Consider the following 13524-nt stretch of genomic DNA (forward strand, 5'->3'; position numbering starts at 1 on the left):
GATTCAGTTCGTTGGAAGCGCGGCACGAGAGATGCCGCTTTGAACAGGAAAAGTAAACAGTGTTTACGTCAACAGCATCGCTACTACAGGTTGCTTCGTTACAGGAAAGAGAGTCACGACGCCATGGCGGGACAAAAAATCCGCATCCGGCTGAAGTCATATGACCACGAGGTCATTGATGTTTCGGCTCGGAAGATCGTTGAGACGGTCACGCGCGCAGGCGCAACGGTAGTCGGCCCGGTGCCGCTGCCCACCGAGAAGAACGTTTACTGTGTAATTCGTTCCCCTCACAAGTACAAGGACAGCCGCGAGCACTTTGAAATGCGCACGCACAAGCGTCTGATCGACATCATCGACCCCACGCCCAAGGCGGTGGATTCGCTTATGCGTCTCGACCTGCCGGCTGACGTGAACATCGAAATCAAACTGTAGGGAGGTGCTGAGAAACTATGACCGCGACCCGAAACACTAAGGGCATCCTGGGCACGAAGCTCGGCATGACCCAGGTCTGGGACGAGAACAACAAGCTTGTTCCCGTAACCGTCGTCCAGGCCGACTCCAATGTCATCACCCAGCTGCGCAACGCAGAAGTTGATGGCTACACCGCAGTTCAGATCGGCTACGGCCAGATCGACCCGCGCAAGGTGACCAAGCCGCTGGCCGGCCACTTTGAAAAGGCAGGCGTCACGCCTCGCCGCCACGTGGTGGAACTGCGCACCGCAGACGCTGACAGCTACACCCTCGGCCAGGAACTCTCCGTTGAGATCTTCGAAGCCGGCCAGAAGGTCGACGTCGTCGGCACTTCCAAGGGCAAGGGCTTCGCCGGTGTCATGAAGCGTCACGGCTTCAAGGGCGCCCCGGCCTCGCACGGTGCACACAAGAACCACCGCAAGCCCGGTTCCATCGGTGGCGCCTCCACCCCAGGCCGCGTCTTCAAGGGCATGCGCATGGCAGGCCGCATGGGTGCCGAGCGCGTAACGACCATGAACCTGACGGTTCACGGCGTCAACGCCGAGAAGTCGCTGCTGCTGATCAAGGGTGCCGTCCCCGGTGCCCGCGGCTCGGTCGTCCTGGTACGCACCGCCGTGAAGGGAGCATAAGTAAATGGCTACTGTAAAAGTTGACCTGCCCGCAGAGATCTTTGACGTACAGACCAACGTGCCGTTGCTGCACCAGGTCGTCGTTGCCCAGCTCGCTGCTGCACGCCAGGGTACGCACAAGACCAAGACCCGCGCCGAAGTTTCCGGTGCCGGCCGCAAGCCGTTTGCCCAGAAGGGCACCGGCCGCGCCCGCCAGGGTTCCATCCGCGCCCCGCACATGACCGGCGGTGGCGTTGTCCACGGCCCGACCCCTCGTGACTACAGCCAGCGCACACCCAAGAAGATGAAGGCTGCAGCCCTGCGCGGCGCCCTCTCCGACCGGGCGCGCAACGGCCGCATCCACGTTGTTGCTGAACTCGTTGCTGGCACCACGCCGTCCACGAAGGCTGCCAAGGCAGTTCTGGCCGGCGTGTCCGACCGCAAGAACCTGCTGGTTGTCATTGAGCGCGCCAACGACGTTGCCGCACTGAGCGTTCGCAACATCACCAACATCCACGTCCTCTACGTTGACCAGCTCAACACCTATGACGTGCTTGTTTCCGATGACATTGTGTTCACGCAGGCTGCCTACGATGTCTTCGTTTCCGGCCGCGCCGCTGCCGAGGCTTTTGCCTCCAGCATGCTGTTGGTTGAAGATTCCGTGGACGCTGCCGATGCTGCCGAGGGCACCATCAAGGGCAACAAGGACTCGATGAAGTACCACGTGCCTGGTTCACGCTGGTACGACGCCACGGTGGCCGAGGTTTGGTTCGCAACGGTTGAGGAAGCCAAGGCCGCAGGCTTTGTTCCCGCCGGTGGCGAGTCGGCCCAGACAATTGAGGAGGACGCCAAGTGAGCGCCGTCACCATCAAGGATCCGCGCGACGTAGTGCTTGCACCCGTCGTCTCGGAAAAGAGCTACGGCTTGATCGACGAAGGCAAGTACACCTTCCTGGTCGACCCCCGCTCGAACAAGACCGAGATCAAGCTGGCCGTGGAGAAAATCTTCTCCGTCAAGGTCGACTCGATCAACACCATCAACCGTGCCGGCAAGCGCAAGCGCACCAAGTTCGGATGGGGACAGCGCAAGAACACCAAGCGCGCAATTGTTTCCCTTCGCGAAGGCACAATCGACATCTTCGGCGGTCCGCTTTCCTAAGCGGAGACCACTTTAACGAGGAAATAAACTATGGGAATCCGTAAATACAAGCCGACAACCCCGGGCCGTCGCGGCTCGAGCGTTGCCGACTTCACTGAAATCACGCGGTCGACGCCGGAGAAGTCTCTGGTCCGTCCCCTGCCCAAAAAGGGTGGCCGCAATAACACCGGTCGTATCACGACTCGTCACAAGGGTGGTGGCCACAAGCGCCAGTACCGCCTGATTGACTTCCGTCGCCACGACAAGGACGGCGTCAACGCACGCGTTGCTGAGATCGAATACGATCCCAACCGCACCGCACGCATTGCCCTCCTGCACTACGTTGATGGCACCAAGCGTTACATCATCGCCCCGAACAAGCTCAAGCAGGGCGACTTCGTCGAAGCCGGCCCCGCAGCTGACATCAAGCCTGGCAACAACCTGCCGTTGCGCAACATCCCCGTGGGTACTGTTATCCACGCTGTGGAGCTGCGTCCCGGCGGCGGTGCCAAGATGGCCCGTTCAGCAGGTGCGTCTGTTCAACTCGTCGCCAAGGAAGGCAAGTTCGCCCAGCTGCGTCTGCCCTCCGGTGAAATCCGCAACGTTGATGCGCGCTGCCGCGCCACCATCGGTGAAGTGGGCAACGCTGAGCAGTCCAACATCAACTGGGGCAAGGCAGGGCGCATGCGCTGGAAGGGCGTCCGCCCGACCGTGCGTGGTGTCGTGATGAACCCTGTCGACCACCCGCACGGTGGTGGTGAGGGCAAGACCTCCGGTGGACGTCACCCGGTCAACCCGAACGGTAAGCCGGAAGGCCGTACCCGCCGTCCCAACAAAGAGAGCGACAAACTGATTGTTCGTCGCCGTCGTACTGGCAAGAACAAGCGATAGGAGCCTGGAGACATGCCACGTAGCCTGAAAAAGGGTCCCTTCGTAGACCAGCACCTCTTTGTGAAGGTAGCTAGGGAAAACGAAAAGGGCACCAAGAACGTCATTAAGACCTGGTCCCGCCGCTCGATGATCATCCCGGACATGCTGGGTCACACGATCGCCGTGCACGATGGTCGCAAGCACATCCCCGTGTTTGTCACCGAGTCGATGGTCGGGCACAAGCTCGGCGAATTCGCCCCCACGCGGACATTCCGCGGCCATGTCAAGGACGACCGCAAGGGCAAGCGCCGCTAGGCGCTTAGCTTTTACGGCTAAGACGAGAGAAGGATAGCAATGGAAGCCAAGGCAAGTGCGCGTCATCTGCGCGTCACGCCTATGAAGGCCCGGCGCGTCGTCAACCTGATTCGTGGCAAGCAGGCGAATGAGGCATTGGCGATTCTGAAGTTTGCCCCCCAGGCAGCTTCAGAGCCGGTATTCAAGGTAGTCCAGTCCGCAGTGGCTAACGCCCGCGTTCTGGCAGATCGCGACAGCATCGCGTTCAACGAAAACGATCTGTACATCAGCGAAATCTTCGTTGACGAGGGCCCGACCATGAAGCGGTTCCAACCGCGTGCACAGGGTCGCGCCTTCCAGATCAAGAAGCGCACCAGCCACGTCACCGTGGTTGTCGCTACCCCCGAGAAAGAGGAGGCTCGCTAAGTGGGACAGAAAGTAAACCCGCACGGGTTCCGTCTCGGGATCACCACGGACCACCGTTCACACTGGTTCGCGGACAGCAACAAGCCCGGGCAGCGGTATAAGGACTTCGTAAAGGAAGACATCCAGATCCGCGCACTCATGTCCACGGGCATGGACCGGGCCGGCATTTCCAAGGTTGAGATCGAGCGGACCCGCGACCGTGTACGTGTGGACATCCACACCGCACGTCCGGGCATCGTCATCGGCCGCCGCGGAGCTGAAGCAGACCGCATCCGCGGCGAGCTCGAAAAGCTCACCGGCAAGCAGGTTCAGCTGAACATCCTGGAAGTGAAGAACCCGGAAGCAGACGCTCAGCTTGTTGCCCAGGGCATCGCCGAGCAGCTGACTTCACGTGTGGCTTTCCGCCGCGCCATGAAGAAGGCCATGCAGTCCGCACAGCGCACCGGCAGCGTCAAGGGCATCCGTGTCGCTTGTGCCGGCCGACTGGGCGGCGCTGAAATGTCCCGCACCGAGTTCTACCGCGAAGGTCGTGTGCCCCTGCACACCCTGCGCGCCAACATCGACTACGGCTTCTTTGAAGCCAAAACCGTGTTCGGCCGCATCGGTGTCAAGGTCTGGATCTACAAGGGCGATGTCACGAGCAAGGAACTGGCTGCCCAGGCAGCCGCAGCTCCCGCCCGTGGCCGTGGCCCGCGTCGTGACGGCGATGACCGCGGTCCCCGCGGCCCCCGCGCCGGTGGCGACCGTCGTCGCAACGACCGTCCCGAGCGCACCGAGGCTGCTGCCCCGGTGGAGGCTCCCGCAGCTTCGGCTCCGGCAGTAGAAGGAGGGCAGGCTTAAATGCTTATCCCACGTCGAGTAAAGTTCCGCAAGCAGCACCACCCGGGTCGTTCCGGGCAGGCTACTGGCGGAACCACGGTCACGTTTGGTGAGTGGGGCATTCAGGCCCTGACGCCCGCCTACGTCACCAACCGCCAGATCGAGTCCGCTCGTATCGCCATGACCCGCCACATCAAGCGCGGTGGAAAGGTGTGGATCAACATCTACCCCGACCGCCCGCTGACGAAGAAGCCTGCTGAAACCCGCATGGGTTCCGGTAAGGGTTCCCCCGAGTGGTGGATTGCGAATGTCAAGCCCGGCCGTGTTCTCTTCGAACTCTCCGGTGTATCAGAAGAGGTAGCTCGCGAGGCACTGCGCCTGGCAATCCACAAGCTGCCGTTGAAAGCACGCATCGTGCGTCGCGAAGGTGGTGAGTAGAGATGTCAGTTGGTTCCAAGGAACTTGCCCCTGCACAGCTTGACGGGTTCGACAACGAGCGTCTTGTTGAAGAACTCCGGAAGGCCAAGGAGGAACTGTTCAACCTGCGTTTCCAGTCCGCCACCGGTCAGCTGGAAAGCCACGGTCGCTTGCGCGTTGTAAAGCGCGACATCGCCCGCATCTACACAGTGCTGCGCGAACGCGAGCTGGGCATTCGCCCGGACGTCGCCGCTGCCGCACCGGTGGAGAAGGCCTCTAAGAAGGCTGACAAGGAAGCCAAAAAGGCCTCCAAGAAGGCTGAAAAATCTGAGGAGGACGCCAAGTGAGCGATTCTGTGAACAACATTGAAGAAGGCGTCACGGCGCCTGTCCGCAACGAGCGCAAGAAACTGCGCGGCTACGTCGTCTCCGACAAGATGGAAAAGACCATCGTCGTCGAGGTCGAGGACCGCGTGAAGCACGCACTCTATGGCAAGGTTCTGCGCCGCACCTCCAAGGTGAAGGCCCACGATGAGGAGAACAGCGCCGGCATCGGCGACCTGGTCCTCATCAGCGAAACCCGGCCGCTCTCGGCTACCAAGCGGTGGCGCCTGGTCGAGATCCTCGAGAAGGCCAAGTAAACCTTCAGCTTCGTGCTGATTGATTACCCCTGTGTTGGGCCCGTCACCGTTCGCGGTGGCGGGCCCACGCTGCGTTAATGCCCGACGGCGGCCGGCCGTGGAGCCGGCCCCAGCGGCCGATCCCGCAGCACCTGGCCGAGCGGGCACTTAACGTGGATGTGCCGCTGCAGCACCCCCGTTAAGTGCCCGTTGGGCCGGGGTGGGCGGCAAGCGCAAGGTGTGGTATCGCCGTCGTGCTAGGATTGTCTATTGCTGCGCCTTTTCTGTGCCGCCGTTTTCGGCAGTGGCAGTGGGTGCGCAATTACCTCGTAAATGCTCGTGCCACTACAAACTGCCGTTCGAATCATGGATCAGTCCATCAACCGGTGCGGAAAGTGCAGTTGGCATGAGGCATTTAGGCGTGTGCTGGCAAAATCCAGGCACGTCGAGAGACATCCCGATCAATACGTTCCGCAAGGCTTGTCCACAGCTGGATTGTGGCCAAGAACCGGCGCGACGAACAGGAGACACTAGTGATTCAGCAGGAGTCGCGGCTTAAGGTCGCCGACAACACGGGGGCCAAGGAAATCTTGACCATCCGCGTTCTCGGTGGGTCTGGGCGCCGCTACGCAGGCATTGGCGACACAATTGTCGCTACCGTCAAGGACGCAATTCCCGGCGGAAACGTAAAGAAGGGTGACGTCGTCAAGGCTGTCATCGTTCGTACCAAGAAGGAACGCCGCCGTGCGGATGGTTCCTACATCAAGTTCGACGAGAATGCAGCAGTGCTTCTCAAGAACGACGGGGACCCCCGTGGAACCCGTATCTTCGGCCCGGTTGGCCGTGAACTTCGTGACAAGAAGTTCATGAAGATCATCTCGTTGGCTCCGGAGGTGCTGTAACTGATGGCAAAAATCAAGAAGGGTGACCTGGTTCAGGTCATCACAGGCGGCAAGCCCGAACGTGGCGGCGACCGTGGCAAGCAGGGCAAGGTCCTGAAGGTTTTCCCCGAGACCAACCGCGTGTTGGTTGAAGGCATTAACCGCGTCACCAAGCACACCAAGGCCGGCCAGACGGAACGTGGCACCAACACCGGTGGCATCGAAATCGTTGAGGCACCCATTCACATCTCAAACGTTGCCGTGGTGGACCCGTCCACCAAGAAGCCGACCCGCGTTGGCTACCGCATCGAGACCGTTGAGCGCGATGGCCGCGAGCGTCAAGTACGCATCCGCGTTGCCAAGGCCTCGGGGAAGGATCTGGCATGAGCGCCGCAGTTGCAGAGAACACGCCCAAGATCACGCCCCGCCTGAAGACCCGCTACGCAGCGGAAATCAAGGCGGCGCTGGTTGAGGAATTCAAGTACGCGAACGTCAACCAGGTTCCGCGCCTGGTCAAGGTCGTTGTCAACATGGGTGTTGGAGATGCCGCCAAGGACTCCAAGATCATTGACGGCGCCGTCCGCGACCTCACCGCCATCACCGGCCAGAAGCCCCAGGTTTCCAAGGCCCGCAAGTCCATCGCACAGTTTAAGCTGCGCGAAGGCATGCCGATTGGTTGCCACGCAACCATTCGCGGTGACCGCATGTGGGAATTCCTGGACCGCCTGGTCACGCTGGCACTGCCCCGCATCCGCGACTTCCGCGGCCTGAGCGACAAGCAGTTTGACGGCAATGGCAACTACACCTTCGGCTTGACCGAGCAGGTTATGTTCCACGAGATCGACCAGGATTCCATTGACCGCGTACGCGGCATGGACATCACTGTCGTGACCACCGCCAAGACCGATGACGAAGGCCGCGCGCTGCTCAAGGCGCTTGGCTTCCCGTTCAAATCCGAAGATAAATAATCTACGTAAAAGGTCCGTTCCGTTGGTTCAGCCTGTCGAAGCCTGATTTCGACAAGTTCCGCCCACGTGAAGGAAACCGTTACGAGGAAGGGCAAGCGCCCAAATGACAATGACAGATCCTGTCGCAGACATGCTTACGCGTCTGCGCAACGCAAACTCGGCACACCACGATTCCGTGACCATGCCGTTTAGCAAGCTTAAAGGCCACATCGCCGACATCCTCAAGGCCCAGGGTTACATCGCTGGCTGGAAGGTTGAAGACGCCGAGGTTGGCAAGAAGTTGACCATCGACTTGAAGTACGGCCCCAGCCGCGAGCGTTCAATCGCCGGCCTGCGCCGCATCTCCAAGCCCGGGCTGCGCGTTTACGCAAAGTCCACGAACCTCCCCAACGTGTTGGGTGGTTTGGGTGTCGCCATCCTGTCGACGTCCTCCGGTCTTTTGACCGACCGTCAGGCTGCCAAGAAGGGCGTGGGTGGGGAAGTCCTCGCCTACGTCTGGTAGTAGAGAGAAGGGAAAGAATAATGTCACGTATTGGACGTCTCCCCATCTCCGTGCCTGCCGGCGTCGAGGTCAAGGTTGAAGACAACCTGGTCTCCGTCAAGGGCCCGAAGGGATCGCTTGAGCACACTGTGCCCAGCCCCATCCTGGTCGCTCTCGAAGAGAACACCATCACGGTTACCCGCCCCAACGATGAGCGCGCCTCGCGTTCACTCCACGGCCTGACCCGCACCCTCATCGACAACCTGATCATCGGTGTCACCAAGGGCTACGAGAAGAAGCTGGAAATTGTTGGTACCGGTTACCGCGTCGTCGCCAAGGGCGCCAACCTGGAATTCGCCTTGGGCTTCAGCCACCCGGTTGCCGTTGAGGCACCCGAGGGCATCACACTGACCGTTGAGAGCCCCACAAAGCTCTCCGTGTCAGGCATTGACAAGCAGCAGGTGGGCGAAGTTGCTGCCAACATCCGCAAGCTGCGCAAGCCCGACCCGTACAAGGGCAAGGGCGTTCGCTACGCTGGCGAGATCATCCGCCGCAAGGTCGGAAAGGCTGGTAAGTAACCATGGCACTGTCCGTAAGAGGAAAGTCCAAGGCCGCAGCACGCGGCCGTCGTCACCTGCGCGTTCGCAAGCGCGTCAGCGGCACCACCGTGCGTCCGCGCCTGGTGGTCAACCGCTCAGCCCGCCACGTATTCGTGCAGGTCATTGACGACACCCAGGGTGTAACCCTGGCGTCGGCGTCGACCCTGGAAGCAGACCTGCGCTCCTTCGAGGGCGACAAGACTGCCAAGGCAAAGCGCGTCGGCGAGCTCGTAGCCGAGCGCGCCAAGGCTGCCGGCATCGACGCTGTTGTGTTCGACCGCGGTGGCAACCGCTACCACGGCCGTGTCGCAGCCATTGCCGACGGCGCACGTGAAGGCGGTCTGGCACTGTGACCGAAAACATTAACAAGGAGAACACTGTGTCAGAAGCAACTGCAGCTGACGGTTCCGCCGCGACGGCTGACGCCGCAGCAGCAACCACCGGCCGTGGTGGCCGAGACGGTGCACGCGGGGGTCGCGATGGCGGCCGTGGCGGTCGTGACGGCGGCCGTGGCCGCGGTCGTGACGGTGGCCGCGAGGCCGAGAAGAACCAGTTCATCGAGCGTGTTGTCAACATCAACCGCGTCGCCAAGGTGGTCAAGGGTGGCCGTCGCTTCAGCTTCACCGCCCTTGTGATCGTCGGCGACGGCAACGGCATGGTTGGCGTCGGCTACGGCAAGGCCAAGGAAGTGCCCGCGGCCATCGCCAAGGGTGTTGAGGAAGCGAAGAAGTCCTTCTTCCGCGTTCCCCTCATTGGCAAGACCGTTCCGCACCGCGTCCAGGGTGAAGCCGCTGCCGGCGTCGTCCTGCTGCGTCCGGCTGCTGCCGGTACCGGTGTTATCGCCGGTGGCCCGGTCCGCGCCGTACTGGAATGCGTTGGTATCCACGATGTGCTGTCCAAGTCACTCGGTTCTTCCAACGCCATCAACATTGTTCACGCAACCGTTGATGCACTGAAGCGCCTGGAAGACCCCAAGGCTGTTGCGGCCCGCCGCGGACTGCCCTTGGATGAGGTTGCTCCGGCCGTGCTGTTGCGCAATATGCAAAAGGCAGGTCTGTAATGACTACACCGAAGAACATTCAGCCTTCCGACGCGAAGCTGAAAATCACCCAAATCAAGGGCGTCGTTGGCGCCAAGCAGAATCAGAAGGACACCCTTCGGTCCCTGGGTCTCAAGCGCATCGGTCACACCGTTGAGCGCTCTGCCGACGCAGTGACTGCAGGCATGGTCAACACGGTTCCGCACCTGATCAAGGTTGAGGAGACTAAGTAAAGTGGCTGAGAAGAATACTGCTGAAAAGCAGAACGCACTGAAGGTTCACCACCTTCGCCCGGCACCGGGTGCCAAGACGGCCAAAACCCGTGTTGGCCGTGGTGAAGGATCCAAGGGCAAGACCGCTGGCCGCGGCACCAAGGGCACCAAGGCCCGCTACCAGGTCAAGGCCGGCTTTGCCGGCGGCCAGCTGCCGCTGCACATGCGCCTCCCGAAGCTTCGCGGCTTCAAGAACCCGTTCCGCGTCGAGTTCCAGGTTGTCAACCTGGACAAGCTGAACGAGCTCTTCCCCGAAGGCGGCGTTGTCACGGTCGACACCCTGGTTGAGAAGGGCGCCGTTCGCAAGAACCAGCCCGTGAAGGTGCTGGGCACCGGCGACATCACCGTCAAGGTTGACGTCACCGCCCACGCATTCTCCACCAGCGCAGCAGAGAAGATTGCTGCTGCCGGCGGATCGACCACCGAACTCTAATAAGTTCGTGGATGCGCACATCTAGCGATTAGACTCTTGGTGGGCGGAGCACTTGTTCCGCCCGCCAGGAGTCTTTTGCGTAACTGGCCCCGCGGCGCCCGGTTTCCGTGTTGCCGGCCGCGGTTTCAGTGCGAGCCAGATCACCCACTAGAATCAATCCTTGGGTTTCACTTGAGAACCCACCTACTTACTACATATCAGGAGGACGCTTGCTTACCGCATTTGGCCGCGCCTTTCGCACGCCTGATCTGCGACGCAAGTTGTTGTTCACGCTGGGAATCCTCGCCATCTTCCGCTTGGGTGCATTCATCCCCTCGCCCGGAATCGACTACCGCAATGTCCAGCAGTGCGTGAACTCGGCTAACACAAGCCAGGGGATCTACCAGCTTGTCAACTTGTTTAGTGGCGGCGCCCTGCTGCAGGTTTCCATCTTCGCACTGGGAATCATGCCCTACATCACTGCCAGCATCATCGTCCAGCTCCTGCGCGTGGTCATTCCCCGCTTCCAGGAACTGCACCTTGAAGGCGCACAGGGACAGGGCCAGCTGACGCAGTACACGCGTTACCTCACCATTGCCCTGGGCCTGCTGAACGCCACCACCCTGGTGACGCTGGCCCGGTCCGGACAACTGTTTGCCGGCTGTGGTGCAGCAGGAACGTCCGGAGCATTGATTCCGCATGACAACCTGATCACCATCAGCCTGCTGATAGTCACCCTGACGGCCGGCTCCGGCCTGATCATGTGGATGGGCGAGCTCGTCACCGAGCAGGGCGTGGGCAACGGCATGTCGCTGCTGATCTTCGTGGCCATCGCCGCCCAGTTCCCGACTTCCCTCGGCGCCATCTTGAAGACCCAGGGTGTGGGCACGTTCTTGATCGTGATGGTCCTCGGCCTGGTGGTCATGGGACTTGTCGTATTCGTGGAGCAGTCCCAACGCAGGGTGCCGGTCCAGTACGCCAAGCGCATGATCGGACGGCGCACCATGGGAGGGACCAGCACCTACATTCCCATCAAGGTGAACATGGCCGGCGTCATCCCCGTCATTTTCGCCTCCTCGATGCTGTACCTGCCGGCCCTGCTGGCGCAGTTCGCTACACCCAAGAACAGTACGAACATTCCTGCGTGGATTGAGTGGATCAACAACTACCTCACGCGTGGCGACCACCCCATCTACATGCTCATGTACTTCCTGCTGACTGTTGGCTTTACGTACTTCTATGTCGCAATCACTTTCGATCCTGAAGAAGTCTCTGACAACATGAAGAAGTACGGTGGGTTCATCCCCGGCATCCGTGCCGGCAAGCCCACCCAGGATTACCTGCAGTACATCATTTCGCGCGTCACGCTGCCGGGAGCCCTCTACCTGGGCATCGTCGCCCTGATTCCCCTCATCGCACTGGTCATGGTCGGGGCAAACCAGAACTTCCCGTTCGGCGGGACGTCCTTGCTGATTGTGGTCGGCGTCGGGTTGGAGACGGTCAAGCAGATCGACGCGCAGCTACAACAACGGCACTACGAAGGGTTATTGCGATGACAAGAATGCTGATCATTGGGCCTCCCGGGTCTGGAAAAGGTACGCAGGCGGAGCGGATCTGTTTGGAGCTGGGCATTGTGGCCATCTCCACCGGTGACATCTTCCGGGCCAACGTCAAGGGTGAAACACCCCTGGGCGTGGAAGCCAAGAAGTTCATCGACAACGGTGACTTCGTCCCTGACAGCGTCACCAACCGGATGGTCCGTGACCGGCTTGCCCAGGACGATGTGGCGGAGGGATTCCTGCTTGACGGCTACCCCCGCACCACCGCCCAGGTGGACGAACTGGACAACATTCTGGCCACGGCCGGAGTCCAGCTCAATGTGGTCGTGCAGCTGACGGCGGACGACGAGGAACTCGTCAAGCGCCTTCTGGGACGGGCCCGTGAAACGGGACGCAGCGATGACAACGAATCCGTCATCCGCCACCGCCTGGACCTGTACCGTGAACAGACCGAAGTTGTGGTTGCCCGCTATGCGGAGCGCGGCATCCTCGCCAAGGTGGACGGGCTGGGCGACATGGACGATGTCACCGCCCGCATCATGGATGCAATCAAGAACGTTTAGCACCACCCGGCACGCACTGTTGGTGCCATCTTAATTGCCAGGGCTCCTTCCCGCAGTGTGGGGAGGAGCCCTGGAACGTTTCCAGCGAAGGGATCCGCCATGGCCATGGGCCAGCAAAGGATTGAGTACAAGACCATCGACCAGATGCGCACCATGCATCGCAGCGGGCTCATCCTTGACGACGCGCTCAACCAGACAGTGGCCGCCGCGGCCCCCGGTGTGACCACCGGGGAGTTGGACGCCCTGTTTGCCTCACTGATCAAGCGGGCTGGCGCCACCTCCAATTTCCTGGGCTACTACGACTACCCGGCGTCGATCTGCACCTCGGTCAACGAAGAAGTGGTCCACGGGATCCCCGGGGCGCGCGCACTGCAGGCCGGGGACGTGCTGTCCATTGACGGCGGGGCCATCGTGGAGGGCTGGCATTCCGACTCCGCCCGCACCACCATTGTGGGCGGACCGGATGCCGAGGACCCCCAGGACCGCCGCCTCAGCGACATCACGGAGGAAGGCATGTGGTGCGGAATTGCCGCCATGGCCTCCGGCAAGTACGTGGGCGACATCGGCAACGCCATCGACGACTATGTCACCTCGCAGCCAGGCCAGGCGCTGGGCATCCTGGAGGACTATGTGGGGCACGGCATCGGATCGGCCATGCACATGGCCCCGGACGTGCTCAATTACCGGGCCCGGCACCGCGGACCGAAGCTGAAGCCGGGCATGTGCCTGGCCCTGGAACCCATGCTGGTCCGCGGGAAGCTGGAGACCAAGACCCTGGCCGACGACTGGACTGTGGTGACCCTGGACAAGGCGCGGGCTGCCCATTGGGAGCATTCCGTGGCCCTGCATGCCAAGGGCATCTGGGTGCTCACCGCGGCCGACGGCGGTGCGGAGCGGCTTGCACGCTACGGCGTCACCCCGGCGCCGGTGGGCTGATCCGGCCCCTACGCCACGGCACTTTTTGCCTTTGTGCCCCCTCCCGCCACTTCGTGGCCGGGTGGGGCACAAGTGTTTAAGCCGCGTTTCCCCGGCGTCCACCTTTGCGCCATCCGGGATGCGGAATGACTGCATAACTTGGTGGTTGACACG

23 protein-coding genes are annotated in these 13524 nt (G+C 61.4%); all 23 read left to right on the forward strand.

Annotated features, from left to right (window positions below; all coding sequences use genetic code 11):
* Positions 1-123: 123 nt before the first annotated feature.
* On the forward strand, positions 124-432 hold the full coding sequence (gene rpsJ / locus LPN03_RS02730) for a 30S ribosomal protein S10 (RefSeq protein WP_003803825.1): 309 nt from the start codon (positions 124-126) through the stop codon (positions 430-432).
* A gap of 17 nt (positions 433-449) precedes the next feature.
* Positions 450-1100, forward strand: a complete 651-nt coding sequence (gene rplC, locus LPN03_RS02735; protein ID WP_165183264.1) for a 50S ribosomal protein L3 — start codon at positions 450-452, stop codon at positions 1098-1100.
* 4 nt (positions 1101-1104) lie between these two features.
* Positions 1105-1935 (forward strand): 50S ribosomal protein L4, encoded by an 831-nt coding sequence (gene rplD / locus LPN03_RS02740; protein ID WP_262453046.1) that lies wholly within the window; start codon positions 1105-1107, stop codon positions 1933-1935.
* Positions 1932-2237 carry a 50S ribosomal protein L23 gene (gene rplW / locus LPN03_RS02745; protein ID WP_038464693.1) on the forward strand — a complete coding sequence of 102 codons (306 nt, stop codon included), beginning with the start codon at positions 1932-1934 and terminating at the stop codon, positions 2235-2237. The genes rplD and rplW overlap by 4 nt, the downstream gene beginning before the upstream one ends.
* Before the next feature lie 30 nt (positions 2238-2267).
* Positions 2268-3107: a 50S ribosomal protein L2 gene (rplB, locus tag LPN03_RS02750; protein WP_165183262.1), complete on the forward strand. Its 840-nt coding sequence runs from the start codon at positions 2268-2270 to the stop codon at positions 3105-3107.
* Between the two features lie 12 nt (positions 3108-3119).
* A complete protein-coding gene (gene rpsS / locus LPN03_RS02755; protein WP_003803803.1) occupies positions 3120-3401 on the forward strand; it encodes a 30S ribosomal protein S19 in 282 nt (93 codons plus the stop codon).
* 39 nt (positions 3402-3440) lie between these two features.
* Positions 3441-3806: a 50S ribosomal protein L22 gene (rplV, locus tag LPN03_RS02760; RefSeq protein ID WP_044576432.1), complete on the forward strand. Its 366-nt coding sequence runs from the start codon at positions 3441-3443 to the stop codon at positions 3804-3806.
* Positions 3807-4646 (forward strand): 30S ribosomal protein S3, encoded by an 840-nt coding sequence (gene rpsC, locus LPN03_RS02765; protein WP_165183261.1) that lies wholly within the window; start codon positions 3807-3809, stop codon positions 4644-4646. It begins immediately after the preceding gene.
* Positions 4647-5063 (forward strand): 50S ribosomal protein L16, encoded by a 417-nt coding sequence (rplP, locus tag LPN03_RS02770; protein ID WP_165183260.1) that lies wholly within the window; start codon positions 4647-4649, stop codon positions 5061-5063.
* A 2-nt stretch (positions 5064-5065) separates the two neighbouring features.
* A complete protein-coding gene (gene rpmC, locus LPN03_RS02775) occupies positions 5066-5389 on the forward strand; it encodes a 50S ribosomal protein L29 (protein WP_165183259.1) in 324 nt (107 codons plus the stop codon).
* Positions 5386-5682 carry a 30S ribosomal protein S17 gene (rpsQ, locus tag LPN03_RS02780; protein ID WP_370875213.1) on the forward strand — a complete coding sequence of 99 codons (297 nt, stop codon included), beginning with the start codon at positions 5386-5388 and terminating at the stop codon, positions 5680-5682. The genes rpmC and rpsQ overlap by 4 nt, the downstream gene beginning before the upstream one ends.
* A gap of 512 nt (positions 5683-6194) precedes the next feature.
* Positions 6195-6563 (forward strand): 50S ribosomal protein L14, encoded by a 369-nt coding sequence (rplN, locus tag LPN03_RS02785; RefSeq protein WP_054013196.1) that lies wholly within the window; start codon positions 6195-6197, stop codon positions 6561-6563.
* A gap of 3 nt (positions 6564-6566) precedes the next feature.
* Positions 6567-6929 carry a 50S ribosomal protein L24 gene (gene rplX / locus LPN03_RS02790; RefSeq protein WP_165183258.1) on the forward strand — a complete coding sequence of 121 codons (363 nt, stop codon included), beginning with the start codon at positions 6567-6569 and terminating at the stop codon, positions 6927-6929.
* Positions 6926-7510 (forward strand): 50S ribosomal protein L5, encoded by a 585-nt coding sequence (gene rplE, locus LPN03_RS02795; RefSeq protein WP_165183257.1) that lies wholly within the window; start codon positions 6926-6928, stop codon positions 7508-7510. Before rplX ends, rplE begins: the two co-directional genes overlap by 4 nt.
* A gap of 103 nt (positions 7511-7613) precedes the next feature.
* Positions 7614-8012, forward strand: a complete 399-nt coding sequence (rpsH, locus tag LPN03_RS02800) for a 30S ribosomal protein S8 (RefSeq protein WP_165183256.1) — start codon at positions 7614-7616, stop codon at positions 8010-8012.
* A 20-nt stretch (positions 8013-8032) separates the two neighbouring features.
* Positions 8033-8569, forward strand: coding sequence for a 50S ribosomal protein L6 (gene rplF, locus LPN03_RS02805; protein ID WP_165183255.1), 537 nt, complete (start codon positions 8033-8035; stop codon positions 8567-8569).
* Between the two features lie 2 nt (positions 8570-8571).
* The gene (rplR, locus tag LPN03_RS02810) at positions 8572-8943 is read left to right on the forward strand and encodes a 50S ribosomal protein L18 (RefSeq protein ID WP_165183254.1); all 372 of its coding nucleotides are present in this window, start codon (positions 8572-8574) and stop codon (positions 8941-8943) included.
* A gap of 26 nt (positions 8944-8969) precedes the next feature.
* Entirely contained in the window at positions 8970-9650 is a 681-nt protein-coding gene (gene rpsE / locus LPN03_RS02815; RefSeq protein WP_262453050.1) for a 30S ribosomal protein S5, read from the forward strand.
* Positions 9650-9862: a 50S ribosomal protein L30 gene (gene rpmD / locus LPN03_RS02820; protein WP_165183252.1), complete on the forward strand. Its 213-nt coding sequence runs from the start codon at positions 9650-9652 to the stop codon at positions 9860-9862. Before rpsE ends, rpmD begins: the two co-directional genes overlap by 1 nt.
* Before the next feature lies 1 nt (position 9863).
* Positions 9864-10334, forward strand: coding sequence for a 50S ribosomal protein L15 (rplO, locus tag LPN03_RS02825; RefSeq protein WP_262453052.1), 471 nt, complete (start codon positions 9864-9866; stop codon positions 10332-10334).
* Positions 10335-10543: 209 nt separating this feature from the next.
* The gene (gene secY, locus LPN03_RS02830; protein ID WP_165183250.1) at positions 10544-11869 is read left to right on the forward strand and encodes a preprotein translocase subunit SecY; all 1326 of its coding nucleotides are present in this window, start codon (positions 10544-10546) and stop codon (positions 11867-11869) included.
* A 5-nt stretch (positions 11870-11874) separates the two neighbouring features.
* Positions 11875-12435: an adenylate kinase gene (locus LPN03_RS02835; protein ID WP_262453081.1), complete on the forward strand. Its 561-nt coding sequence runs from the start codon at positions 11875-11877 to the stop codon at positions 12433-12435.
* 99 nt (positions 12436-12534) lie between these two features.
* Positions 12535-13371, forward strand: coding sequence for a type I methionyl aminopeptidase (gene map / locus LPN03_RS02840; protein WP_262453055.1), 837 nt, complete (start codon positions 12535-12537; stop codon positions 13369-13371).
* The last annotated feature ends 153 nt before the right edge of the window (positions 13372-13524 follow it).

The sequence above is a fragment of the Arthrobacter sp. A2-55 genome (assembly GCF_025548615.1).
GTDB lineage: Bacteria > Actinomycetota > Actinomycetes > Actinomycetales > Micrococcaceae > Specibacter > Specibacter silviterrae.